Origin of the sequence: Haloarcula regularis, from assembly GCF_029338315.1 — an archaeon.
Taxonomy (GTDB): Archaea; Halobacteriota; Halobacteria; order Halobacteriales; family Haloarculaceae; genus Haloarcula; species Haloarcula regularis.
Genome location: NZ_CP119794.1, coordinates 508,480 through 533,036 on the forward strand (window position 1 = coordinate 508,480; position 24,557 = coordinate 533,036).

Genomic DNA, 24,557 nt, shown 5'->3' on the forward strand with positions numbered 1-24,557 from the left:
GGGGCGGCCGGGCTGACCTACATACTGCGCTGGGAGCTCCCGAAGAACACCGCGGCGGTGCGCCGGCGCAACATCGAGGAGGGGATGCCACGGAACATCGCCTTCATGTACGCGCTCGCCCGGGGCGGCATGTCGTTCCCCGACATCGTCCGGGTGCTCGGTCGGAACCAGGACATCTACGGCGACATGTCCCGCGAGATATCCATCGCCGTCCGCGAGATGGACCTCTTTGGCCGGGACGTCATCTCCTCGCTCCAGCACGTCTCACACCGCACGCCCAGCGAGAAGATGAAGACGTTCACCGAGAACCTCTCGAGCGTCCTCCAGAGCGGGCAGTCCCTCGAGTCGTTTCTCCGCGACCAGTACGAGCGACACCAGGAGGACGCGGCCCAGCGACAGGCGGACATCATCGAGAGCCTCGCCACGATCGCGGAGGCCTACGTCACGATCTTCGTCGCCGGAGTGCTCTTTCTCATCACGATACTGCTCGTGTTCGGCCTGACGACGACCGACACGCTCCCCTTTCTCCAGTTGCTCGCGTATCTGGCCATCCCGCTCGCGAACGCCGGCTTCATGGTCTACCTCTCGTCGAAGATGGAAGCGCTCGGGATCAGCGACAGCGGCACGACCGACGTGCTGGACCGCCTGGAGACGACGACGTTCGGCAAACCGGCGGTACGGCCCGAGACCGGCGTCACCGACGGTGGCCACGTCGATACGGCCACCGACAACTGGGCCCGCCTGCGCCTGTACGACCGGGTCCGGCGGGTGAAACGGATACTCCGCTCGCCGGTCGAGACGCTCGTCTGGAACCCGACGCAGGTGCTCTACGTCGCCGTCCCCGTCGCGGTGCTGGCGTTTGCCTTGCGCGCCCCGGCGGCCTTCCAGACCTCGATCGTCAACGTGCGACTGCTCGACGACCTGCTCGTCCAGTCGGCGTTGCTCGTGCTGGGCGCTTTCGCCGTCGTCAGGTTCGTCTACGTCCGTCGGGTCGCCCGTATCGAGCAGGCGACGCCGGAGTTGCTAGAGCGCCTGGCGAGCCTCAACGAGGCGGGCATGACCATCGTCGAGAGCATCCGCCGCGTCCGGGGGAACGACGTCGGCGTCCTCACGCCAGAAGTGAAGCGCATCTGGGCGGACATCCGGATGGGCCAACGTCGACGACGCGCTGGTCCGGTTCGGGCGCCGCATCAAGACGACGGCGATTATCCGGGTCGTGACGCTCCTGATACACTCGATGCGAGCCTCCGGGGAGCTGGGGCCGGTCCTTCGTATCGCCGCGACCCAGGCGCGCTCCGAACTCCAGCTGCGAAAGCGCCGCCGGCAGCAGATGCTGACGTACCTGGTGGTCATATACATCTCCTTTCTGGTCTTCCTGGTCATCATCGTCGCCGTCCAGGAAGTACTCGTGCCGGCGCTCCCCTCGGACGTCCCGACGCCGGTCGGGTCGGCGAACCGCCTGGGCGTCGGCGTCGACCAGTTCGCCCGCTTCGGCAGGGTCGACAAGGCGGCCTACACGCTGGTGTTTTTCCACACGGCGCTCATCCAGGCCGTCCTGACCGGGTTCATCGGCGGCCAGCTCGGCGAGGGGACGCTCAAGGACGGCGCAAAACACGCAGCCGTCCTGCTCGGGGTGGCCTACGTCGCCTTCCTGCTCCTTTCCTCGCCCGTCGCCTCGCTGACCGTCGCCGACCAGCCCGTCGACGGGGGCGAACTGACCGTCGAATCGGCGTCGCTCTCGGACGGCGGGTTCGTCGTGGTCCACGAGAGCGACACCGAGGGCCCGGTGGTCGGCACCTCCGGGTACCTCCAGGCCGGCACCCACCGTGACCTCCGGATTTCACTCGACGGGTCAGTGAACACGGGCACGCCGCTGGTCCTGGTGGTCCACCAGGACACCAACGGGAACCAGGCCCTGGACTACGACTTCGAGGGTGCGGGCGGCCCGGACCAGCCCTACGCCGCGACCGGCAACGCGGAGTTCGTGACAGTCGAACTGACGGTCGAGTGACGCTGGGTTTACGGTCGTCAGCGGGGAAGACGCGGTAGATGGAGTTCGCCGCCTTCGCCGATGCCGCCGCCGAAATCGAGGCCGAGAGCGCAGACACCGCCGTCGTCGCGGCGGTGACCGACCTGCTGGCCGACGCCGACGACGACCTGGCCCACCTCGTGCGCTTCGTCCAGGGTCGGGTGTTCCCGGCTCACGACTCCCGCACGCTCGACATCGGGCCACAGCTCTGCCACGAGGCCATCGCCCGCGCGGCCGGACAGAACGTCTCCGCCGGAGACGTCGAGGACCGCCTGGCCGAGGTCGGCGAGATCGGGGCCGTGGCCGCCGCGTACGACTTCGGCGGGCAGCAGGGCCTCGCGGCGTTCGGGGCCGGTGGACGCGAGCAGTTGACCGTGGCCGAGGTGGCACGCGAGTTAGTCGATCTGGCGGCCGTCGACGGCGACGGGAGCCAGTCGACGAAAGTCGAGATGCTCTTTGGCCTGTTCAACCGCTGTTCGCCGACGGAGGCCCGGTACCTGGCGCGTCTCGTCCTCTCGGAGATGCGCATCGGGGTCGGGACGGGCACCGTCCGTGACGCCGTCGCCGCGGCGTTCGACGTCCCCGTCGCGGCCGTCGAGCGGGCCCTCCAGGTCTCGAACGACTACGGCTACGTGGCGACAGTGGCCCGCGACGAGGGCGTCGATGGCCTCGACGCCATCGACCTCGAGGTGGGTCGGCCGGTCCAGGCGATGCTCGCACAGGCCGGGACCATCACCGGCGCGCTCGAGGACTGGGGCACGGTCGCCGTCGAGTGGAAGTACGACGGCGCTCGGGTCCAGGTCCACTTCGACGGCGAGTCCGCCCGCCTGTTCTCGCGCAACATGGAGGAGGTGACCGACCCCCTCCCGGAGGTGGTCGAGACCGTCGAGTCGACGCTCTCGGTGCCCGCGATTCTGGACGGTGAGGTAGTCGCCGTCGACGACGGCGGTGACCCGTTGCCCTTCCAGGAGGTGCTGCGGCGGTTCCGACGCAAACACGACGTCGCCGCAACGCGTGCCGACGTCGCCGTCCGCCTGCACGCGTTCGACTGTCTCCACGCTGACGGCGAGGACCTGCTCGACGTCCCGCTGCGAGAGCGCCACGCCCGCCTGCAATCGCTGGTTCCGGATGGGAGCGAGACAGTCTCGACGCTCGCGCTCCAGTCAGACGCCGACGCTATCGGCGACATCGAACGCGAGGCGCTGGCGGCCGGCCAGGAGGGCATCATGCTCAAGGACCCCGGCGCCGCCTACACGCCCGGCAAGCGGGGCAAACGCTGGCGCAAGCGAAAACCCGACGTCGAGACGGTCGATTGCGTCGTCACCGGTGCCGAGTGGGGCGAGGGCCGGCGAGCGAACGTGCTTGGGACGTTCGAACTCTCCGTGCGGACCGACGATGGGTTCACGACGGTCGGCAACGTCGCGACGGGCATCACCGACGAGCAACTCGAGGCACTGACCGAGCGTCTCGAACCCCTCGTCACGGCCGAATCCGGCCAGCAGGTCCGCCTGGACCCGACCGTCGTCTTCGAGGTGGGCTACGAGGAGATACAGGCCTCCTCGAACTACGACTCGGGCTACGCGCTCCGGTTCCCCCGGTTCGTCGCCGTGCGTGAGGACAAGCCGCCCGACGAGGCGGATTCCCTCGAGCGCCTCGGGCGACTCGCCGAGGGGCAGTGAGCGGCCGCGACCGACATCTGTTTCAGACTGGTGCGTGTATCGTCACACATGACTGTCAGACACGACAACATCACCGCCGAGTGGCTCGGCTACGCGACGCTCCGACTCGAGGCCGACGACACCGTCGTCTACTTCGACCCGGGGCGATACGGCGTCCTCACCGGCGAGTGGGAACCGGACGACCCCGACGCGGGCCACCCGGACCCCCGGGACTACGACGCCCGTGACGGCGACATCGTCTGTGTGACACACATCCACCACTACGATCCGGACGGCATCCGCCGTGTCGCCAAGTCCGACGCGACGATAGTTGCGTTCGAGGGCATCGACGTCCACCAGTCAGACCGCGACCTCGATCGGCTCGCCGACCTGGACTACGAGGTCCGCGAGGTGTCGATGGAGGACGAACTGCTCGTCGACGGGACGCCGATCTGGACGGTCCCGGCCTACAACCACGAGGACGGACCGAACGTCGAGCCAGACGGGGCGCCCATCCACCCGAAGGGGATCGGCTGTGGTTTCCTCGTCTCCCTCGACGGAACGAGAGTTTTCTGGACCGGCGACTCGGACGTCCTCGACGGGCACGCCGAACTCGACGTATCGCTGTTCGTCCCCTCCATCGCGTCCAGCTTCACGATGGACCGCCACGAGGCCGCCGACCTGGCCGAGGCGATGGATCCGGACCTCGTGCTCCCGATGCACTACAACACGTTCGACTCACTCGCTGCCGACGACGAGGCCTTCGCGGCCGACGTCGCCAGCCGACACGTGCCCGTCGTCCTCGACCGGTAGGGCGCGTCGCCCCCAATCCGTCCGCTCACTCCCCGATGTCGGGATACGGCTGGCGCCCCCCGCTGGACTTGCGCGCGACCAGTTGCGCCGTCGCGGACCGGCGGCCATCGGGACGCGCCGTCGTGCGCTCGTCGTAGTGCAGGACGGTCAACCCCAGGCCGGTCCGCAGCAGTTCGTTCGCGGCGAACCGGTAGCGGTCCGTCGACGGCCCGACGTCGGCGTCGTCCGTCGTCCGGAGGTGGTGCTGGACGAAGCAACAGCCGCCGTCGGTGAGCGCCTCGACGACGTCGGGGAACCGGTCGACGACGCGGTAGAAACTGACGGTGACCACGTCGTACGTCGACTCGGGGAACCCGTAACTGGGGACGTCGGCCTGGATCCACTCGATGCGGTCCGCGACGCCGGCTTCCGTCGCATTCTCGCGAGCGACGCGGAGGCCGGCGCGCGACTGGTCGATCGCGTCGACGTCGTAGCCTGCCTCGGCCAGCGGAATCGCGTTGCGACCGGTCCCCGTCGCGATGTCGAGTGCCCGCCCCTCGGGGAAGGTCGGCAGGTACCGCTCGAGTACCGGGTGCGGGTCGGGCTTTCGCGGGTACGACCCGCTCCGGAACCGTTCGTCCCAGTCCATACGACGGAGTGAGGGCCGGCGCGGGGATGAATCCTCTGCCCAGCGTGGCCACTCGTGCTGGCGGTGCTGTCGAGTCACGCAGCGAAGACAGCCGGCGTGGCCTCAGAGGACGCCCATCTCGGTCAGGCGCTCGGGCAGGTAGGTGTCGGTCACGAAGTCGAGGCCACGCGAGGCCAGCGCCTGCTGTTCGGCCTTCTTCCCGATGTCCAACTGGAGTTCGATCTGTTCCGTCCAGAACTCCGTCTGGAACCGGGGGTCCTCGAGCTCGGATTCGAGGGCGTTGATGTCGGAGTCCGACAGCGGGTCCGTCGGCAGTTCGTACTCGACGATATCGGCCGGTCGGATGCCGATGAACTCCGCCTCCGGCGTGGCCAAGTACTCCGAGAGGTGGGCCGACTTGATAGAGCCGTAGGCGACGGAGCCGTAGATGCGGTACGACCACGGGTCGCCGTCAGTGAACACGGTGACCGGGAGGTCGAGTTCGTCGTGGAGGCGCTTGGTGATGCGGCGGGTGGCTCGGGCCGGCTGGCCCTTGAGGTGGACGACGATGACGTTGTACTCCTCGTCGAAGCCGTTCTCGACCAGCCGGTCGCGCATGCCGCCTGTCTCGACGCAGAGCACGAAGTCGGCGTCGTTCTCCAGGAACTCGATCGTGTCGGGGTTGTTCGGAATCTGGTAGCCGCCCTCGCCGACGTCCTCCTGGCAGTGAATCTCCCGCTCGCCCCGGCGGGTCTGCTCGCGGAGCCTCAGCGGGCCCATGATAGTCGCGCCGGACTCCTCGGGGCGCATGTGGAAGTCCTCGCGCGTGACCTCGGAGACGATCTCTAAGTCCTCGACGAGCTGGTTGGACTCGTCCTGGTCGTTGAACTGCGCGTCCTCCATGTCCCAGGACTCGGAGAGGTAGTACAGCTCACGCAGAGTCGACGAGCGGTCCTCCTCCAGCTGTTTCGAGAGGAAGTCGATTGTGTAGATGGCCTTCAGGAGCTTCTGGGCGCCCGAGACCGACTTGGCCGACCGCGTCGAGTGGCGGTCGCCGTAGACCCAGACCTTCTTGTCCTCGTCGTACTCGATGTTGGACTTCGTCCGCGTTGGGATGCGCATCGACGGCACCTCGCCGCCGGCGAACTGGTCGTAGAACTCCGCCGCGAGGTCGATGAGTCGCTCGCGGGCCGTCTCTGATTGCTGTGGGATATCTGACTCTGAACTCATATCAGGCGTTCACCGTCAGTTTCTCGTCTTCGACGCCGTCGACCGAGACGGTGAACTCGGCCTCGTCTGTCACGCTGTACTCCAGGACGGCACGCTCGCCGGCCCCGACCGTCGGGGACCACTTGACGAACCATTCGCCGTCCATCTCGACGACCGTCGCCCCGTTCGTGTCCTGTGGCTCGGCGGTCACGATGTCGGTCAGTTCGACGTCGGCGTTCCGGTCGTCGTTGTTCTCGACGATCAGCCGGACCCGGCCGTCCTCGACCTCGCGCTCGACGAGGACGTTGTTCATGATGCGGGCCAGCGAGTCGTCGATGTCGAGTTCCTCGTTCCCGGTGACCTCGGTGAGCTTCCGGGCCATCTCCGGGAGGATAGTGGCGAGCTTGTTCTGTTTCTTCCGGCGTTGCTGCATCGACCGGCGCTTGTTGAGATAGCTCTTGAGCTCGCGGGCGGCCTCGCGGATGGCGAGTTCGATCTCGTCTTCCATCTCGGGGATGTTCGCGATGGCGTCCTTGGACTCGCTGGTAAAGGGGACGTTCGTCGAGGCGACGTGGACCATGATGACCGCCGGGCCGTTGGGGATGCCCGAACCGCCGGGCTGGTCTAAGTTGTAGTTGCGCCAGTTGATGTTCTTGATCACGTCGGTGGTCGCACACGCGCCGCGCTGGTAGACCAGCGGGACGCGGTTGGCAAAGCGCATCACGTCGACGGCGCCCTCCGCAGGCAGGGCGCCGCCGTAGGCGATGCCGGCCTCGACGACGAACGGGTCGCCACCGTGGACCGCGGCGTCGCGGGTCGAGGCGGCGAAGAAGTCGGCGTCGAACTCCTTGCGAAGCCCCTCTTCGACGAGTTCCGCGGTTATCGGTGAGAGGCAGTCGGTCGGCGGGGCGATGATGTCCGCCTCGCGCATCGCAGTCAGGAGGTCGCTCGCGGTGTCCCGGTCGTCGGCGACGGCAGAGACGTTCGGCGGGTCGTCCGGGACCGGGACCGCGGCGTCCCAGAGCGCATCGATGATGTTCTCGCGGGCCGTCTCGCCGAAGGTGGCGTCGTCGTGGTCCTCGGTCATGTCGGCGGCCCGGTCGACGTAGTCCCGGAGGTCCTTGCGCGTGACCCGGTGGCGGCCGTCACCGAACTTGTCCACGAGGCGGCTGGCGATGCCCTCGACGGCAGCGTCGTCCTTGCGGGTCGACGTCGCGTCGTCGACCAGTCCGTAGAGGTCGCTCTGTCGCTCGGCGACGACGGCCGACCAGGCGGCCTCGACGGCGTTCTCGGTGACCGTCGCGCCGAAGGTTGTGTCGTACTCGGCCTCGATGTCCTCGGCGACCTCGTCGACGATGGCCACGATCTCGTGGTGGGCGACGCGCTCGCCGTCGCGGATGGCGTCGGCGACGGCCTCGGCGAACGCCGCCGTCGCCTCGGCGCCCTTGTTGGCGACGGCGTCCTCGACGGCCGCCCGGACGTCCGTGTCCTCGTGGGCTTGCGGTGGCCGCCAGGCCATGCCGCGACCGTAGTGGTAGTCGTTGAAGTTCGCGATGACCTTGTCGGCCGTCTTCGCGCCGACCCGGGTGAACTCGCCCTGCAGGAACCCCGAGATGGAGTACGAGTCCGTCTCGTCGAGCATCTTCAGCAGCGTCCCGAGTTCGACGCCGTGGGTGCGGGCGTATCTCCGACGTCTCGGCCGGCAGCTCGGCGCCCTCGACGCGTTCGAACTTCAGCGGTTCGTCCAGCCCCGGTTCGTCGAACTCGATGCGGGCGTGGGGGTTGACGACGGCGGTGTCCTGGATGTAGTCGTGCAGGCTGGACCGGGCGCGCATGTTGGCCTCCATCTCCAGTTCGATGCGGGTGCCGTGGGGGCGCTCCCAGGTCGTCGTCTCGTCGACGCTTATCTCCGGTTCGTTCGTGTCCGTGTCCACGATGAGCTCGAAGTACTGGGCCTCGGACTGTCCCTTCGGTCGGGAGGTGACCTTCGCGGGCTTGCCGGAGGTCAGCTGCGAGTACAGGACGGCCGCGGAGATGCCGATGCCCTGCTGGCCGCGGGACTGTTCGCGGGCGTGGAACCGGGAGCCATAGAGGAGCTTCCCGAAGATCTTGGGGAGCTGTTCCTTGGTGATGCCGGGCCCGTTGTCCTCGACGACGAGGCGGTAGTAGTCGCCGGCCTCCTGGATCTCGACGTAGATGTCGGGGAGGATGCCGGCCTCCTCGCAGGCGTCGAGCGCGTTGTCGACGGCCTCCTTGACGGCCGTGACCAGCGCCCGGGCCTCGGAGTCGAACCCGAGCATGTGCTTGTTCTTCTCGAAGAACTCGGCGATGGAGATGGCCCGCTGTGTCTGGGCCAGCTCCTCGGCGATTCCCTCGCCTTCACCGAGTTGCGACTGAAACGAGGTCATTGACGTGGGAATGTACTGACGTCGAGTTTAAAAGGTGTTCGCCAGGGGAGTGAAAGTGAAACGGGCGAACCCGGGGTCGACACTCCGTCGGGGAGACGACCAGAGCGACCGTCCACGGCAGGGGTGAATCGGCGTCCCGGACGACGGGAATCTGGGCCGTGTGAGCAGTTCTTGACGGAGAAATCCGACGGCTCCCGCACGCGCGTGCGGGGATTTTATATTCCCCCCCGCTACTAGACCTCGTAAGTTCCTATGTCAGGTGAGTCTGATGAGTACGGCGCAAAGTCTATCCAGACCCTCGAGGGGCTCGAGGCCGTCCGGAAACGGCCCGCGATGTATATTGGCTCGACCGACGCGAGGGGGCTCCACCATCTCGTCTACGAGGTCGTCGACAACGCCATCGACGAGGCGCTGGCGGGGTACTGTGACACCATCGGCGTGACGATTCACGACGACGGCTCGGTCTCCGTCAGCGACGACGGCCGCGGCATCCCCGTCGACATACAGGAAGAGCACGGCGTCCCGGCCGTCGAAGTGGTGATGACCATCCTCCACGCGGGCGGGAAGTTCGACAACAAATCCTACCAGGTCTCCGGTGGCCTCCACGGGGTCGGCGTGAGCGTCGTCAACGCGCTCTCGAAGTGGCTCGAGGTCGAGATCAAGCGCGACGGCGCGGTCTGGAAGCAACGCTTCGACCACGGCGAACCCGAGACTGAACTCGAACGGGTCCGCGACCTGAAACCCGGAGAGGAGACCGGGACGACGGTCCGGTTCTGGCCCGACGACGAGATCTTCGAGACCGGCGAGTTCGTCTTCTCGACGCTCGAGTCGCGCCTGCGCGAGCTGGCCTTCCTCAACTCCGGCGTCGCCATCTCGCTGGTCGACGAACGCGACGGCGACACCACGACATTCGAGTACGAAGGCGGGATTCGGGAGTTCGTCGAGTACCTGAACGAGACCAAAGAGCCCCTGCACCCCGACGTCATCTACTTCGAGGACGAGGAGGACATCGGAGACGGGGTCGTCCAGGTCGAGATCGCCATGCAGGGCACCGCCGACCTGCAGGGCTCGATACATGCCTTCGCGAACAACATCAACACCCGCGAAGGCGGGTCCCACCTCACCGGCTTCAAGACCGCACTCACGCGCGTGGTCAACGACTACGCGACCGACAACGGCCTCCTGAAGGACTTAGACGACACGCTGAAGGGACGACATCCGCGAGGGCCTGACTGCGGTCATCTCGGTGAAACACCCCGACCCGCAGTTCGAAGGCCAGACCAAGACCAAGCTCGGCAACAGCGAGGTCCGCGGCGTCGTCGAATCGGCGATGCACGACGGCCTTGCGACGTTCTTCGAGGAGAACCCCGACACCGCCGAGGCCATCGTCGGCAAGGCTGTCGAGGCCGCGAAGGCCCGAAAAGCCGCAAAGAAGGCCGAAGAGCTGACTCGGCGCAAGTCGGCGCTGGACTCGACGGCCCTGCCGGGGAAACTGGCCGACTGCCAGACCCGCGATCCGAGCGAAGCGGAACTGTTCGTCGTGGAGGGCGACTCCGCAGGCGGCAGCGCCAAACAGGGTCGGAACCCCGAGTTCCAGGCCATCCTTCCCATCAAGGGCAAGATCCTGAACGTCGAGAAACACCGCCTGGACCGCATCTTAGAGAACAATGAGATCCGCAACCTCATCACCGCGCTGGGCACCGGTATCGGCGACGAGTTCGACATCGAGGACCTCCGGTACGAGAAGATCATCATGATGACCGACGCCGACGTCGACGGGGCCCACATCCGGACGCTCCTGTTGACGCTGCTCTACCGGCACATGAAGCCGCTCATCGAGGCCGGCTACGTCTACGCCTCCCAGCCGCCGCTTTATCGCATCCGCTATCGCGGCGAGACGTACGACGCGATGACGGAGGCTGAGCGGGACCAGATCGTCGAGGAGAAGTGCGACGGGAACCCGACGCAGGTCCAGCGGTTCAAGGGCCTGGGCGAGATGAACCCCGACCAGCTCTGGGAGACGACGATGGACCCGGAGAACCGCATCTTAAAACAGATCACCATCGAGGACGCGGCGGCCGCCGACCGGATGTTCAACATCCTGATGGGCGACGCCGTCGAACCGCGCAAGGAGTTCATCAAGGAACACTCCCCGGAAGCGGAGTGGGTCGACATATGAGTTCGGACGCATCAGACGACGCGACGCCGCCGGCACAGCGCATCAAACACGTCCGCATCGAGGACGAGATGGAGCAGTCCTACATCGACTACGCGATGTCGGTCATCGCGGGGCGGGCGCTCCCGGACGTCCGTGACGGCCTCAAGCCCGTCCACCGGCGTATCCTCTACGCGATGCACGAGATGGGCATCACGTCGGGATCGAGCCACCGGAAGTCCTCCTCCATCGTCGGCGAGACGATGGGTGACTACCACCCCACGGCGACAGCGCCATCTACGACACGCTGGTCCGGATGGCCCAGGACTTCTCGATGCGCTACCCGCTGGTCGACGGCCAGGGGAACTTCGGGTCGATGGACGGCGACCCGCCCGCGGCGATGCGGTACACGGAGGCCCGCATGGCCCCCATCGCCGAGGAACTGCTCGAAGACATCGAGAAAGATACCGTCGACTTCTCGAGCAACTACGACGACCGCCTGCAGGAACCCGACGTCCTGCCCGCGAAGGTCCCGAGCCTCCTGCTGAACGGCTCGTCGGGCATCGCCGTCGGGATGTCGACGAACATCCCGCCCCACAACCTGGGTGAACTCGTCGACGCCACCGTCGCGCTCATCGAGGACCCCGACGCCACCGTCGAGGACCTGATGGACCACATCAAGGGACCGGACTTCCCCACCGGCGGCAACATCGTCGGCCGCGACGCCATCTACTCGGCGTACACGACCGGCCGCGGTCGCCTCCGGGTCCGCGCCGAGTACGAGGTCGACCGCGAGGACGGACGCATCGTCATCTCGGAGCTCCCCTACCAGGAAAACAAGGCCCGCATCGTCGAGCGCATCGCCGACGACGTCAACGAGGGCAAGATCGAGGGGATCGCAGACCTCCGGGACGAGTCCGACCGGAACGGCGTCCGCATCGTCGTCGAACTCAAGCGCGGGGCGAACATCGACGTGGTCGAGAACCGCCTGCTCGACCACCACCTCGAGTCGACGTTCGGCGTCATCAACCTCTCGCTGGTCGACGGGCAGCCGAAGGTACTCTCGCTGAAAGAGACGCTCCAGCACTATATCGACCACCGCCGCGAGGTGGTCCGCCGGCGTTCCGAACACGACCTTGCCGAGGCCGAGGACCGCGCCCACATCCTCGAAGGGCGGCTGAAGGCCTTAGAGAACGTCGACGACGTGGTCGAGCTCATCCGCAACAGCGAGGACCGGGACGCCGCCCGCGCGGGCCTCCACGAGGAGTTCGACTTCTCGGAGGACCAGGCGGCCCACATCGTCCGGATGCAACTCGGCTCGCTGACTTCGATGGAGACTGCCGAAATCGAGGAGGAGTACGAGGAGGTCCAGGCGACCATCGAGTATCTCGAGTCGGTGCTGGACAGCCGCGCCAAGCTGGACGGCGTCATCGTCGACGAACTTCAGGAGATGAAAGCCGAGTACGACGACGACCGACGCACCTCCATCGTCGAGGACGAGGGCCAGGTCACCCACGAGGACCTCATCCCCGAGGAGGACTGCGTCGTCGTCATCACCGAGGACGACTACATCAAGCGCATGCCCGTCGACGCCTTCGACCCCCAGGGTCGGGGCGGCAAGGGCATCATCGGCTCGGACCCCAAGGAGGGCGACCGGGTCTCGAAGGTCTTCCGGGCCAACAGCCACGACTACCTGCTCTGTTTCACCAACCAGGGCCAGGTCTACCGGCTGAAGACCTACGAGGTCCCCGAGATGTCCCGGACCGCCCGCGGGAAGTCGGCGGTCAACGTAATCGACCTGGACGACGGCGAGGAGATAACCGCCGTCGTCTCCACCGACGACTTCGAGGCCGACGAGTGTATCACGATGGTCACGCGCCACGGCTACGTCAAGCGGACCTGTGCGGCGGACTTCGAAAACATCCTCACCACCGGTATCCGCGCCGCGAAACTCGAGGACGGCGACGCGCTCATCGACGTCGAGGTGACCGACGGGACGAAGGACCTCGTCGTCGCCAGCGAGCACGGGATGACCATCCGCTTCGACGAGAACGAGGTCCGCGAGATGGGGCGGTCGGCACGCGGCGTCCGTGCCATCGACCTCCGGGACGACGACCGGGTCGCCGCGATGGTCGCCACCGACGACGCCGACGAGCGCGCGCTGCTGACAGTCACCCGGAACGGCTACGGGAAGCGGACGAAACTCGCGGAGTACCGGCGCCAGTCCCGGTACGGCAAGGGCCTCATCGACATCAAGACCGACGAGCGAAACGGTCCCGTCGCGACGGCGAAGGCCGTCACCGAGGACGACCACCTCGTCATCATGTCCGAAGCGGGGCAGATAATGCGCATCCGGGCCGGCGACGTCTCGCAGGTCGGCCGAAACACCAAGGGCGTCACCATCATGGGCCTGGAGGCGGGCGACCACGTCGCGAGCGTGACCGTCGTCCCCGCCGTGGACGACGGGGCCTGAGTACCGACCCGTTCCGATGGCAGACCCCCCGACGACCATCGCACACCGAGGGTTTGCCGGCCATTTCCCCGAGAACACCGTCGCCGCTGTCCGTGGCGCCGCCGACTGCGGAGCGGACGTGGTCGAAGTGGATGTGATGCCGACTGGGGACGGCGACGTCGTCGTCTTCCACGACAACCACCTCGGCGACACCGACGAGAGCAGGGGTGTCACCGACTGCGAGGGTCTGGTCTGGGACCGGCCGACGGACGTCGTCACGGGGCGCGTGTCCTCGGAACCGACCAGCGAGTCCCCACGCTCGCCGACGTCGTGGCGGCACGCCCTTCAGACGTCGGCCTGAACGTCGAGCTGAAAAATCCCGGCACGACGGCCATCCGGCCGTTCGAGGCGCTATCGGGACAGGATCGGGTGGCGGCCCGCGAGCGATGGACGCCCTTCGTCGAACGTGTGCTGTCCATGGCCGACGAGTGCGAGACCGAGGTCCTGTTCTCCTCGTTCTGCGAGGGTGCGCTCGCGGCAGTCCGGGCACGCCGGCCAAACGCCCGTCTCGCCGCGCTGTTCGGCCGGCGGGACTGGAAGGCCGGGGCGACGGTCGCTCGGCGCTACGACGTCGACGCGCTCCACGTGCCACTCGCGCAGGTCGACCATCCGGAACTGGTGGATCTGACTGCGGCGCTCGGAACGGCCGTCAACGTCTGGACGGTCCGGGACTGGCAGGACGCCCGCCGGGCGCTCGCGGCGGGGCCGACGGAATCATCGACGATTACCCGGACCTCCACCGCTACACCACCGGTTAGAGGGTCCGCTTGCCGAACGCGCTGGCGACCAGCTCACAGGCCAGTTCCGCCGTTCGGTTGTGGTCGTCGAGGATGGGGTTGACCTCGACCAGCTCCATCGAGCGCAGCGACTCGCGCCTGTCGGCGACGGACTCCATGGCGACGTGGGCCTCGCGGTAGGAGACGCCGCCGCGGACCGGCGTCCCCACGCCCGGCGCCTCGGTAGGGTCGAGCCAGTCCATGTCGAGTGACACGTGGATGGCGTCGGTACCCTCGGTCGCGACGTCGAGCGCCTCCTCGACGACGGCGGGGGCGCTCCGCGTGTCGATATCCGACATGGTGTAGGCGGTGACCTCGCTCTCGTTGATGAGGCGGCGTTCCCCGTCGTCGACGTCCCGGAGGCCGACCAGCACGACGTTCTCCTCGCTGACCGCCGGCGTCGGTGCCCAGTCGTGGTCGGCGAACTCGCCTCTCCCCAGGATGGCCGCGAGCGACATCCCGTGTGTGTTCCCGCTGGGCGAGGTGGCGGGCGTGTTGAAGTCGCCGTGGGCGTCGAACCAGACGACGCCGACCTCCTCGTCGGGCCGCGCCGCCCCGGCGACGGTGCCGATGGCGATGGAGTGGTCGCCGCCAAGCACCAGCGGGAACTCGTCGTCCGCGACGGTGGCCTCGACAGCCGTCCTGACGTCGGCACAGACGTCGCGGGTCGCTTCGAAGTACTTCGCACGACCGCGTTCGAAAACCGCCGAATCCGGGTCGCGTTCCTCGGGGTTGGGGACGGCGATGTCGCCGCCGTCGACGCAGTCGTATCCGAGGCGCTCGAGCTGGCCGGCGAGCCCGCCGTACCGGATGGCGGAGGGTCCCATGTCGACGCCACGACGGTCGGCGCCGAGATCCATCGGCACACCCAGGATACGGACGTTCGACTGCATACACCGAGTTCTCGGGGCGGCGAGAAAAAGCCCGGTGCTCCTTCGATAGCACTCAGGTGTACTGCTCGCAGACGCGCTCGATGCCTTCCTCGAACGATATCTGGGGTTCCCATCCGGTGGCCTCCCGCATCTTCGAGGCGTCGGCACAGGTGTCGTGGACGTAGACGTCGTCGGGGATCGGGTTCTCGACGAACTCGGGGCCGACGTCGGTGCCCAGTTCGTCGTTTATCATCTCGACGACGGTGAGGAAGTCGTAGGCCTCGCCGGTCCCGAGGTTGTAGATACCGTCCAGTTCGTGTTCGGCCGCCTGCACCAGTCCGCGGACGATGTCGTCGACGTGAGTGAAGTCCCGGGTCTGGGTGCCGTCGCCGTACAGCACCGGCGACTCGCCGTTCGCGATGTCGTCGGCGAACTGGGCGATGACGTTCGCGTATTCGCCCTTGTGTTCCTCGGCGCCGCCGTAGCCCTGGTAGACCGAGAAGAAGCGCATGCCAGCAAGCGAGAGGTCGTAGTGGTTCTGGAAGTACTCGGCGTACGTCTCGCGGGCCATCTTCGAGGCCTCGTACCCCGTGTTGACCGTGACGTCCATCGACTCCGGGGAGGGTTCGGTCCGACTGCCGTAGATAGAGGACGTCGACGCGTAGACGACCGTCTCACACCCGTCGTCGCGGGACTGTTCGACGGTGTTGACGAACCCCTCGACGTTGACTCGGGCCCCGCGCGTCGGGTCGTCCTCGTGCATCGCGTACGAGGACAGCGCCGCGAGGTGGAAGACGACGTCGACGTCGGTCGGGAGGTCGTCGTCGACCACGCTCCCCTCGACGTATTCGACGTCTTCGTCGAGGTTCGCCGGTGTCCCGAGGTAGCCATCGTCTAACGCGACGACCTCGTTGTCCTCGGCCAGCGCGTTGGCCAGATTCGACCCGATGAACCCGCCGCCGCCGGTCACCAGCACGCGATTGCCGTTCATGGATAGTCACCCACGAGCAGGCGTCATAGTGGTGTCGTTTTCCGCACGAAAGCTGCCGGACAGCGGCGATTGTTGATGATGTTCACCGCCGGGTTTAAGGACAGCTACACCGAACGAGGCAATATGTCATCAATCGAATTGACTCCGAGTCAGAAGAACATCCTCCAGGAATTGGTAAACTTATACCGGGAGAGCGAGTCCGCCGTCAAGGGCGAGGACATCGCCGCCGAGGTCGACCGCAATCCCGGGACCATCCGAAACCAGATGCAGAGCCTCAAAGCCCTCCAGCTCGTCGAGGGCGTACCCGGACCGAAGGGTGGCTACAAGCCGACCGCGACGGCCTACGACGCCCTCCAGATACAGGACATGGAACAGGCCGCGGAGGTCCCCCTCCGACACAACGGCGACCTCGTCGAGCACTCGAACGTCGAGGAGATCGATCTCACCAGCGTCCACCACCCCGAGGAGTGTCGCGCCGAGATCCAGCTGCAGGGCTCGATCTCGGGGTTCCACGAGGGCGACTCCGTCACGGTGGGCCCGACCCCGCTGTCGAAACTCCAGATCATCGGGACCGTCGAAGGAAAGGACGACACCAACAACAAGCTCATCCTGACCATCGACGACATGCGAGCACCGGCGGGCGAACCCGAGCACTAGTCCGGTCGCGATTTCTTTCTTCGGTCGCTCTGTTTCCCCTCTCGCCGACCAGTGCCGACGCCGACCGCCATCTCACATGATTATTATCGCGGGAAGACGGTACTCTCGCAGACGTTTCAAAGCCTTTGTATCACCCCACTTCTCAAGGTGAGATATGACTGATAAGGTCGTCGTGCTCGGTGCTGGCTACGCCGGTGCAGGCGCCGTCAAGAGCTTCGAAGACGAGTTGAACGGTGATGCGGACCTGACTTGGATCTCGGAGACGGACTACCACCTCGTTCTCCACGAATCCCACCGCTGTATCCGCGACCCGTCCGTCCAGGACAAGATCACGATCCCGGTCCACGAGATAAAGCAACCGACGACGTCGTTCATCCAGGACGAGGTCGTCGACATCGACACCGACGAGCGCGTCGTCGAACTCGCCGACAACGACGCCGTCGACTACGACTATCTCCTCGTCTGTCTCGGCTCCCAGACGGCCTTTCGGCATCGAGGGCCTCGAGAAGTACGCCCACACGCTCAAGAGTCTCGACGACGCGCTGGGCATCCACGAGGCCATCCAGGACGCCGCGCGCGAGGCCACGCAGAACGACCCCGCCCAGGTCGTCATCGGCGGCGCGGGCCTCTCTGGCATCCAGACCGCCGGTGAGGTCGCGGAGTTCCGTGACATGCACAACGCCCCCATCGAGATTCACCTCGTCGAGGGGCTCGACGAGATCTTCCCGGGCAACGACCCCGAACTGCAGGGCTCGCTCCGCAAGCGCCTCGTCGAGCGCGAGGTCGAGATCATGTGCGGCGAGTTCATCGGCGAAGTCGACGACGAGACCGTCTACATCGGTGACGACGAGGAACTCGACTACGACGTCCTCGTCTGGACCGGCGGCATCACCGGTCGCGACGCCATCCGTGACGTCGCCGTCGACAAGGACGAACGCAACCACCGGATCCACACGGAGAGCGACTTCCAGACCGACGACGAGCGCGTCTTCGCTATCGGCGACTGTGCCCTCATCGACCAGCCCGGCGAACAGCCGGCGCCGCCGACGGCCCAGGCCGCCTGGCAGGCCGCCGAGGTCGCCGGCGAGAACCTCGCCCGCGCCGTCCGCGGCCAGCCCCTGACCACCTGGACCCACAAGGACAAGGGGACCGTCATCTCCGTCGGCGAGAAGGCCGTCGCCCACGACGTGATGGGCGTGCCCATCTCGACCTTCGGTGGCCTCCCGGCCAAGATTCTCAAGAAGGGCATCGCCACCCGCTGGATCGCCGACGTCACCGGCATCGGTCGCGCCGCGAAGGCGTGGCCGGATATGTAAACCCACTTTGCAACTCCTTCGGGCGCTTCGCGCCCTCAGTCGTGCAAAAACTTGGGGAAAAATCGCTGCGTGCTCCTTTCGCGCGGCGTCGCCGCGCGGCAGTCCGCGCGCTGCGGGTGAACCGGCGCCTTCGGCGCCGGATGCAACTACTCACGATATCAATTCCGATCCGTATCCGAGAGCCTGCCCTTCCCCGAATCATGCGACGGAGCGCACTCCTGGCCCCAGCCTCGCTATCGCTCTATCGAGAGCCCGGCGTGCCAGTGGTCGCTGTCGCTTGCCTCGACCGCTTCGTCCATCCGCTCGAGGTAGGTCACCGCGAGGCTGGCGCACTTGGCGGCTTTCCGTTCGCCCTCGGTCCGGAACTCGCCCGTGACGCGGTTGGCGTAGACGGTACAGACCGCGCCGGCCCGGAGGCCGTAGATGCTGGCGAGCGTGAGGATGGCGGCAGCTTCCATCTCGAAGTTCAGGACGCCGGCCTGTCGGAGCTCCTCCAGGTTCTCCTCGCTTCCGCGGGCCTCGAACCCGTCGAAGCCCGGGCGTGACTGGCCGGGGTAGAAGCTGTCCGTCGAGCAGGTCACGCCCAGGTGGTAGTCGTAGCCCAGTTCCTCGGCGGCAGCGACGAGTGCCGAGACGACGCGGTGGTCCGCGCTCGCCGGGTAGTCCTCGCGGACGTACTCCTTGCTGGTGCCTTCCTGACGGACGGCGGCGGTCGTGATGACGAGGTCACCGACGCTTGCTTCCTCACGGATGGCGCCACAGGACCCGACTCTGAGGAGCGTCTCCGCGCCGACGCGGGCCAGTTCCTCGACGGCGATGGCTGCCGAGGGCGACCCGATGCCGGTGGAGGTCACCGAGAGCGGCGCCCCTTCGTGGGTGCCGGTCGCGGTGCGGTACTCGCGGTGGTCGCCGACGACGTCGTGGTCGTCCCAGCCCTCGACCACCTTTTCGACGCGCTCGGGGTTCCCGGGGAGCAGGACGGTGTCGGCGACGTCGCCGGGACCGACTGCCAGGTGGTACTGGACCCCGTCGCTGGGGTCCTCGCTGTCGCCGGTCATTTGCCCAGGTGCTCGGGCGAGATGGTCGCCGGCAGGAGCTCCCCCAGCGTGTACTCCGTCCCGTCGTCGCCGTCGGTGACGATGGGGAACGAGTCGTCACAGAACTCCGCGAGCGTCTGGCGACACATCCCACACGGTGTCACGCCGTCCCGAGCGGCAGAGGAGACAGCCAGTCGCGAGAACTCGGTGTGGCCGTCGCGGATGGCCGACCCGATGGCGAGTTCCTCGGCGTGGAGGCTGTTGCTGTAGTTCGCGTTCTCGACGTTACAGCCGGTATAGACAGTGCCGTCGGCCGTCTCGATGGCGGCACCGACACGGTACTCGGAGTAGGGCGCGTAGGACGCGTCGATTGCGTCCCGCGCGGCCTGCATGAGGTCGTCCATGGTCACGGGTGGACTGGCCGGGTGAAATACCCACCGCCGGGTGAACTGGCACGGACCCTACCTCGCGTCGTCGACAGCGGTCTGCACCAGCGATTCCACCTGGTCGACAAGGTCGTCGACGGATTCGCTCTCCGCGTAGACGCGGACGTACGGTTCCGTGCCGCTCGGGCGGACGAGCACCCAGGCCCCGTCGTCGAACGAGAGGCGGACACCGTGGTCGGTCGACACCACCCCGTCGGGGAAGGTCGCGGGAAGGGACTCGCCGAGCGTCTCCATCGCGTCGACCTTGGCCGCCGCCGGACACGGGACGCTCAGCTTCCGGTAGGGCCGTTCGTCCACGACGGCACGGCGCTCCGAGAGCGGTGTCGCCGCGAAGAGTCGTGCGAGGACAGCCGCGCTGGCGACGGCGTCTATCCAGCCACCGAACGCCGGGTGGACGTGCTTCCACGGTTCGGCGGCGAAGACCACGTCAGTGTCCCGGCCGGCGTCGGCGCGAACGGCGGCGATACCCTCGTGGAGGGCGCCCAGGCGGACGCGTTCGACGCGGCCGCCGGCCGCCTCGACGCGCTGGTCGATACGGCCCGAGGCGTTGGGCGTGGTGACGACGACCGGATCGTCTGCACTCGAGCGGGCGGTGTACTCCTCGGCCAGCATCGCGACGATGGTGTCCTCGTGGACGACCTCGCCCTCGGCGTCGAGGATCACGAGTCTGTCGCCGTCGCCGTCGTGACCGATGCCCAGGTCGACGTCGGTATCTCGCACGAACGACCGGAGGGCCGCGAGGGACTCGGCCGTCGGTTTGCTCTCGCGGGCCGGAAAGTGCCCGTCGACGTTCGCCTCCGTCGCCACGACGTTCGCGCCCAGTTCCCGGAGGACCTGGGGCGTGGCGACGCCGGCCACGCCGTTGCCACAGTCGACGGCGACGGTCAGTGCCGACGGGTCGGTCCCCAGCGTGCGGGCGTACTCGGCCACCGCCGCCCGGTAGGCCGGCAGGACGGCCTCGTTGTCAGAGGCGCCCCACTGGTCCCACGATGCTGTGGCCGCGTCGGCGGCGACGCGGTCCTCGATGCGTCGCTCGGCGTCGCTGTGGTACTCGACGCCGTCGACGAACAGTTTGAGGCCGTTGTCCGTCGGGGGGTTGTGACTCGCGGTCACCATGACGCCGCGCCGGCCCTGCGAGGCGTAGGCGAGCGCCGGCGTCGGCACGCGTCCGAGTTCGACCACCCGTGCGCCGGCGCTCTCGAGACCGGCGGCTACCGCGTCGGCGAGCGCGGGGGAGGTGACGCGACCGTCGTACCCCACCACGAACGTCTTGCCGTCCCGGCCAGCGGCCCGCCCAACCGCCAGTGCCCGTTCTGGCGTGACGTCGGCGTCCACGGGGCCTCTGATGCCGGCCGTCCCGAACAGCTCCATACGGTGCGTTCCGTGAGGGCGGTTTAATTCCCCCGTTCTCCCGAGTTCAGGACTCGGCGGTCCGGTTCGCGACCCACCGGTCGTACTCGCTTCGATTCAGCACGACCACCGTCCCGTCCATCCGACTGTGGCCGGACCCGCACAGTTCCGCACAGTGGAGACGGTACGACCCTGTCTCCGTCGCATGGGTCCGGGCAATCATCTCCTGGCCGGGGAAGACGTCCTGCTTGATGCCCAGTTGTGGGACGTAGAAGGAGTGTATCACGTCTACCGTGCGCAGCCGGAACCTGACGTCCCTGTCGACGGGAATCACGAGTCGCGACTGGGTTGTGACCTCCGAGTCCGGGTAGTGGAACTCCCAGCCCCACTGGTAGGCGAGCACTTCGACCTCCATGTCGGCGGCCCCGTCTCCGTCGGCGGGTGTCGCCGCGGCGGGACTGATATAGGGCGTCGCGAGCACGAAGAACGCCGAGATGCCCACGAACACGAGGATGGCTCCCGTCGCGGCCGTCCAGGTCACCTCCAGCGCCGGGTCGTCGACGGTCGGACGAGGGGCGTCGTTGTTCCGGAAGCGGTAGATGGCGTAGACGAGGGTGAGCTCGACGAACAGCGTCAGCGGCAGGGCGACGTAGAGCAGCTGCTCGTTGAGCTCGTCGATGGCCGCCCGGTTGAGTGACTGGGCGGCCGCTGGCGAAGCGAGCGCGCCCAGCGCGGCCACGGCCAGCAGCGACCAGGACAGGACCCGACTGAGACGCATTAGCACACGATTGTAGTGGGACTGTCATATAACTTCGCCAGGCCGCCGTCGCGTAGTTTTATTATCGAGCCACTGGCAACGTCGGTAGATGTGTCTCTCGGCTGAAATTCGTACCGTGCTCACGGGGCACACGGGAGGCCGCCGGTGAACCGCGCCGTCGTCGAGGGGACCGCGCTCGGCCTCCTCGCGCTCGCCGTGCTGGCGCTGTGGATCCGCTCGCGCTGGCACGCGCGCCTCGAGAGCGACGGCGGCGCGATCACCCGCGAGGGGCTCCAGTACGAGGTCGACCGCGTGGGGTCCGAGCTGTACCGGTGGCTGACGACGACGAACCACCGTGACATCGGACTGCTGTACATCGCTTTCGGTACCATTGCTGGCCTGTGGGGCGGCGTCGACGCGATGATGCTCCGGACGGAACTGCTGACACCGCCCGCGGACATCTGGACGCCCGAGACCTACAACGCGCTCTTTACCACCCACGGGCTGACGATGCTGATCTTCTTCGTCCTCCCCGTGTTCTACGGCATCGGGAACTACGTCCTCCCGCTGCTCGTCGGGGCCGACGACATGGCCTTCCCGCGGGTCAACGCCGTCGGGTTCTGGATGCTCCCGCCGGCGCTGCTGATGGCCCGGATGGGGCTGCTGGTCCAGGTCGGCGGACAGGTCCTCTCCCTCTTTCCCGCCCGAGGCCATCGAGTTCTTCCTGACCGTCCGCGAGGTGAGCGTCGGGTGGACCCTCTATGCCCCGCTGTCGGTCCAGCAACCGAACCCACAGATAGACCTGCTCCTGTTGGGCCTGCACCTCTCGGGCATCGCGACGACGGTCGGGGCTATCAACTTCATCGCGACCATCGTCTACGAGCGCGAGGACGGCGTCACCTGGGCGAACCTGGACATCTTCTCGTGGAACATGCTCGTCACGAGCGGGCTGGCGCTGTTTGCCTTCCCGTTGCTGGGAAGCGCCCTGGTGATGCTCCTGCTGGACCGCAACCTCGGGACGACGTTCTTCGCGACGGAGGGGGGGCGGGGCCATCCTCTGGCAACACCTGTTCTGGTTCTGGGGCCACCCCGAGGTGTACATCCTCTTCCTCCCGGCAACCGGGCTGTTGAGTACCATCCTCCCGAAGTTCGTCGGCCGGAAGCTCTTCGGCTACCAGTTCATCGTCTACTCGACGCTCGGCCTCGGCGTCCTCGCGTTCGGCGTCTGGGCCCACCACATGTTCACGACGAGCGTCGACCCACGGCTGAAGGCCTCGTTCATGGCGGTCTCTATCGCCATCGCCGTCCCGAGCGCCATCAAGGTGTTCAACTGGATCACGACGATGTGGGACGGCGACGTCCGGCTGACCGCGCCGTTCATCCTCTGTGCGGGGGGCATCTCGACGTTCATCGTCGGTGGCGTCACGGGCGTCTTCCTCGCGGTCATCCCCGTCGACGTCCTCTACCACGGGACCTACTACGTTGTCGGGCACTTCCACCTCATCGTCGTCGGTATCATCCCGTTCCTGATGATCGCCGCGAGCTACTACTGGTACCCGCTCATCACCGGCCGGTGGTACGACACGCGCCTGGCGCGGTTCCAGGCCGTGCTCCTCATCTTTGGCTCTTTCGTCACGTTCGTCACGCTGACGGTCATCGGGGGTCTCGGGTTCCCGCGCCGGCAGGCCGTCTACCCGCCCGAACTCCAGTTCGGCCAGCAGATAGCCACCATCGGCGCCTACGTCATCGGGTTGAGCGCCCTGCTGTGGCTCTACAACATGCTGGTGTCGTACTGGCAGGGCGACGTCGTGAAGACGACCGACCCCTGGAACCTGAAGGCGACGAACCAGTTCACCCGCGAGTGGCGGTGGTTCGAGCGGCGACTGGTCGAGACGTACGACATCGAACCCACCGAACCGACGAGCACGCGGCGTTCGTACGCGCCCGAGGGCGAGCCGAAGGGGTTCACCGAGGGCAGCGTGGGCAACGTCGCACAGACGGTCACCCGAAATGCGGGGCTCGCGGCCATCGGGGGCTTCGTCGGCACCGTCCTCATGGCCGGGGGGCTGGGCACCGCCTGGCTCGTCGGCGTGCTCGACCCGGCGTCGTTCGGCGAGATCGCCGAGATCGTCGGCCTGCCCGCCCGGCCGCTGTTCGGCGCTGTCCTGTTTCTCGTCGGGGGCACCGTCACGTGGCCGCTGCTGTTCCTGGCGTTCTCCGAGTACCTGCCGGGCCGCCTGCTGTTCGAGACGGGCCTCGTGTTCGCGACGGTCATCTCGACGGGCTTTGCAGTCGCGTTCTACACGGGCCAGCGGGGCCTGGCGCTGGTGGGCTACCTGGGGTTCGTCCTCGTGGCCCACTGGGCCTACGGCCTCGGCCTCAGCGTGACCTACCAGTACCTCGAGTCCCGGCGCCGGGCACGCTTCTGGGGTGTCGAGTCGGATGACTGACGGCGACGGGGAGCGCGAGTCGGTGGTGTTCACCTACGTCGCGCCCTTCGCCGGCGTTTTGCTGGTGGCTATCGGCATCGGCGCCGCAGTGCCGGGCGGGTACGCCATCCTGGAGGGCCCGGTGCTGAACTGTGGCGAACCGACCATCGCCGTGGAAGGGCCAGACGCGACTACCGAACGGTTCGGCGAGGAGGGACCGAACCTCCGACAGTTCCAGTTCGAGGACCTCTCGCCCGCCGAGCAAGCGGCCTTCCGGGAGGCGCTCACTGCGCCGAGGAACGAGGCCCACGTATCGGGCGAGTTCCCGAACGCGGCGGCGTTCAGGAACGGGTCGCTCGTCGCGTACGAGGGCGAGCGACACTACGTCACCACCGTCTCGGAGAATCCCTGTTTCCGGGCCGCGCCGCTTCAGTTCCCGCTCGGCGTGTTCGCCATCGGGCTCGGAGTCGTGATGATCCTCACGCCACCCATCTACCAGCGACTCGTGGCGCTGGACCGACGCGCCCGGTAACCC

General features: G+C 67.1%; 15 protein-coding genes and 6 pseudogenes. 12 read left to right on the forward strand and 9 right to left on the reverse strand.

The window, feature by feature from the left end:
- Window positions 1–129: 129 nt before the first annotated feature.
- The 4 genes and pseudogenes from P1N55_RS02730 to P1N55_RS02750 all read left to right on the forward strand — a co-directional run.
- Window positions 130–423: pseudogene (locus tag P1N55_RS02730) on the forward strand (type II secretion system F family protein); the annotation flags it as partial.
- A gap of 793 nt (window positions 424–1,216) precedes the next feature.
- Complete coding sequence (locus P1N55_RS20105) at window positions 1,217–2,011, forward strand: DUF7282 domain-containing protein (RefSeq protein ID WP_455429086.1); 795 nt, start codon at window positions 1,217–1,219, stop codon at window positions 2,009–2,011.
- A gap of 38 nt (window positions 2,012–2,049) precedes the next feature.
- On the forward strand, window positions 2,050–3,708 hold the full coding sequence (ligA, locus tag P1N55_RS02745) for an ATP-dependent DNA ligase LigA (protein WP_276277480.1): 1,659 nt from the start codon (window positions 2,050–2,052) through the stop codon (window positions 3,706–3,708).
- 48 nt (window positions 3,709–3,756) lie between these two features.
- Window positions 3,757–4,500, forward strand: a complete 744-nt coding sequence (locus P1N55_RS02750; protein ID WP_276277481.1) for an MBL fold metallo-hydrolase — start codon at window positions 3,757–3,759, stop codon at window positions 4,498–4,500.
- Window positions 4,501–4,525: 25 nt separating this feature from the next.
- On the opposite strand, the gene P1N55_RS02755 is transcribed toward P1N55_RS02750, so the two are convergent.
- The 3 genes and pseudogenes from P1N55_RS02755 to P1N55_RS02765 all read right to left on the reverse strand — a co-directional run bounded on the left by P1N55_RS02755 (window position 4,526) and on the right by P1N55_RS02765 (window position 8,724).
- Complete coding sequence (locus P1N55_RS02755; protein ID WP_276277482.1) at window positions 4,526–5,128, reverse strand: class I SAM-dependent methyltransferase; 603 nt, start codon at window positions 5,126–5,128, stop codon at window positions 4,526–4,528.
- 102 nt (window positions 5,129–5,230) lie between these two features.
- Complete coding sequence (locus P1N55_RS02760) at window positions 5,231–6,337, reverse strand: DNA topoisomerase IV subunit A (protein ID WP_276277483.1); 1,107 nt, start codon at window positions 6,335–6,337, stop codon at window positions 5,231–5,233.
- A 1-nt stretch (window position 6,338) separates the two neighbouring features.
- A pseudogene (locus P1N55_RS02765) lies at window positions 6,339–8,724 on the reverse strand (DNA topoisomerase VI subunit B).
- Between the two features lie 252 nt (window positions 8,725–8,976).
- Between P1N55_RS02765 and gyrB the strand changes: the two are divergent.
- The 4 genes and pseudogenes from gyrB (at window position 8,977) to P1N55_RS02785 (ending at window position 14,231) form a co-directional block, all read left to right on the forward strand.
- Window positions 8,977–10,903 (forward strand): annotated as a pseudogene (gyrB, locus tag P1N55_RS02770) (DNA topoisomerase (ATP-hydrolyzing) subunit B).
- Window positions 10,900–13,352, forward strand: a pseudogene (gyrA, locus tag P1N55_RS02775) (DNA gyrase subunit A). The pseudogenes gyrB and gyrA overlap by 4 nt, the downstream one beginning before the upstream one ends.
- Before the next feature lie 16 nt (window positions 13,353–13,368).
- Window positions 13,369–13,692 carry a glycerophosphodiester phosphodiesterase gene (locus P1N55_RS02780; protein WP_276277484.1) on the forward strand — a complete coding sequence of 108 codons (324 nt, stop codon included), beginning with the start codon at window positions 13,369–13,371 and terminating at the stop codon, window positions 13,690–13,692.
- Complete coding sequence (locus P1N55_RS02785; protein WP_276277485.1) at window positions 13,662–14,231, forward strand: glycerophosphodiester phosphodiesterase; 570 nt, start codon at window positions 13,662–13,664, stop codon at window positions 14,229–14,231. Before P1N55_RS02780 ends, P1N55_RS02785 begins: the two co-directional genes overlap by 31 nt.
- On the opposite strand, the gene rocF is transcribed toward P1N55_RS02785, so the two are convergent.
- Both rocF and P1N55_RS02795 read right to left on the reverse strand, forming a co-directional pair.
- Complete coding sequence (gene rocF / locus P1N55_RS02790) at window positions 14,146–15,060, reverse strand: arginase (protein ID WP_276277486.1); 915 nt, start codon at window positions 15,058–15,060, stop codon at window positions 14,146–14,148. The genes P1N55_RS02785 and rocF overlap by 86 nt on opposite strands.
- Window positions 15,061–15,112: 52 nt before the next feature.
- On the reverse strand, window positions 15,113–16,030 hold the full coding sequence (locus P1N55_RS02795; protein ID WP_276277487.1) for an NAD-dependent epimerase/dehydratase family protein: 918 nt from the start codon (window positions 16,028–16,030) through the stop codon (window positions 15,113–15,115).
- Window positions 16,031–16,153: 123 nt separating this feature from the next.
- Between P1N55_RS02795 and P1N55_RS02800 the strand changes: the two genes are divergently transcribed.
- Both P1N55_RS02800 and P1N55_RS02805 read left to right on the forward strand, forming a co-directional pair.
- Window positions 16,154–16,687 (forward strand): HTH domain-containing protein, encoded by a 534-nt coding sequence (locus tag P1N55_RS02800; protein ID WP_276277488.1) that lies wholly within the window; start codon window positions 16,154–16,156, stop codon window positions 16,685–16,687.
- 154 nt (window positions 16,688–16,841) lie between these two features.
- A pseudogene (locus P1N55_RS02805) lies at window positions 16,842–18,003 on the forward strand (NAD(P)/FAD-dependent oxidoreductase).
- Between the two features lie 233 nt (window positions 18,004–18,236).
- Here the strand turns inward: P1N55_RS02805 and P1N55_RS02810 are convergent.
- Genes P1N55_RS02810 through coxB form a run of 4 tightly spaced genes read right to left on the reverse strand, consistent with a single transcriptional unit; the run spans window position 18,237 to window position 21,614 of the window.
- Window positions 18,237–19,061, reverse strand: a complete 825-nt coding sequence (locus tag P1N55_RS02810) for a nucleoside phosphorylase (RefSeq protein WP_276277489.1) — start codon at window positions 19,059–19,061, stop codon at window positions 18,237–18,239.
- The gene (gene cdd, locus P1N55_RS02815; RefSeq protein WP_276277490.1) at window positions 19,058–19,444 is read right to left on the reverse strand and encodes a cytidine deaminase; all 387 of its coding nucleotides are present in this window, start codon (window positions 19,442–19,444) and stop codon (window positions 19,058–19,060) included. Before cdd ends, P1N55_RS02810 begins: the two co-directional genes overlap by 4 nt.
- Window positions 19,445–19,501: 57 nt before the next feature.
- Entirely contained in the window at window positions 19,502–20,857 is a 1,356-nt protein-coding gene (locus P1N55_RS02820) for a phosphohexomutase domain-containing protein (protein WP_276277491.1), read from the reverse strand.
- A 46-nt stretch (window positions 20,858–20,903) separates the two neighbouring features.
- A complete protein-coding gene (coxB, locus tag P1N55_RS02825; RefSeq protein ID WP_276277492.1) occupies window positions 20,904–21,614 on the reverse strand; it encodes a cytochrome c oxidase subunit II in 711 nt (236 codons plus the stop codon).
- Between the two features lie 144 nt (window positions 21,615–21,758).
- Between coxB and P1N55_RS02830 the strand changes: the two are divergent.
- A pseudogene (locus tag P1N55_RS02830) lies at window positions 21,759–24,043 on the forward strand (DUF6789 family protein).
- The gene (locus tag P1N55_RS02835; RefSeq protein ID WP_276277493.1) at window positions 24,036–24,554 is read left to right on the forward strand and encodes a hypothetical protein; all 519 of its coding nucleotides are present in this window, start codon (window positions 24,036–24,038) and stop codon (window positions 24,552–24,554) included. The pseudogene P1N55_RS02830 and the gene P1N55_RS02835 overlap by 8 nt, the downstream one beginning before the upstream one ends.
- Window positions 24,555–24,557: the final 3 nt, after the last annotated feature.

Bases quoted from the DNA above. Each gene is read 5' to 3' on its own strand.
- P1N55_RS02780 (WP_276277484.1), top strand. From the start codon at position 13,369: ATGGCAGACCCCCCGACGACCATCGCACACCGAGGGTTTGCCGGCCAT.
- cdd (WP_276277490.1), bottom strand. From the start codon at position 19,444: ATGGACGACCTCATGCAGGCCGCGCGGGACGCAATCGACGCGTCCTAC.
- P1N55_RS02795 (WP_276277487.1), bottom strand. From the start codon at position 16,030: ATGAACGGCAATCGCGTGCTGGTGACCGGCGGCGGCGGGTTCATCGGG.
- coxB (WP_276277492.1), bottom strand. From the start codon at position 21,614: ATGCGTCTCAGTCGGGTCCTGTCCTGGTCGCTGCTGGCCGTGGCCGCG.
- P1N55_RS02820 (WP_276277491.1), bottom strand. From the start codon at position 20,857: ATGGAGCTGTTCGGGACGGCCGGCATCAGAGGCCCCGTGGACGCCGAC.
- P1N55_RS02755 (WP_276277482.1), bottom strand. From the start codon at position 5,128: ATGGACTGGGACGAACGGTTCCGGAGCGGGTCGTACCCGCGAAAGCCC.
- rocF (WP_276277486.1), bottom strand. From the start codon at position 15,060: ATGCAGTCGAACGTCCGTATCCTGGGTGTGCCGATGGATCTCGGCGCC.
- P1N55_RS02810 (WP_276277489.1), bottom strand. From the start codon at position 19,061: ATGACCGGCGACAGCGAGGACCCCAGCGACGGGGTCCAGTACCACCTG.
- P1N55_RS02750 (WP_276277481.1), top strand. From the start codon at position 3,757: ATGACTGTCAGACACGACAACATCACCGCCGAGTGGCTCGGCTACGCG.
- P1N55_RS02760 (WP_276277483.1), bottom strand. From the start codon at position 6,337: ATGAGTTCAGAGTCAGATATCCCACAGCAATCAGAGACGGCCCGCGAG.
- P1N55_RS02800 (WP_276277488.1), top strand. From the start codon at position 16,154: ATGTCATCAATCGAATTGACTCCGAGTCAGAAGAACATCCTCCAGGAA.
- P1N55_RS02835 (WP_276277493.1), top strand. From the start codon at position 24,036: ATGACTGACGGCGACGGGGAGCGCGAGTCGGTGGTGTTCACCTACGTC.
- ligA (WP_276277480.1), top strand. From the start codon at position 2,050: ATGGAGTTCGCCGCCTTCGCCGATGCCGCCGCCGAAATCGAGGCCGAG.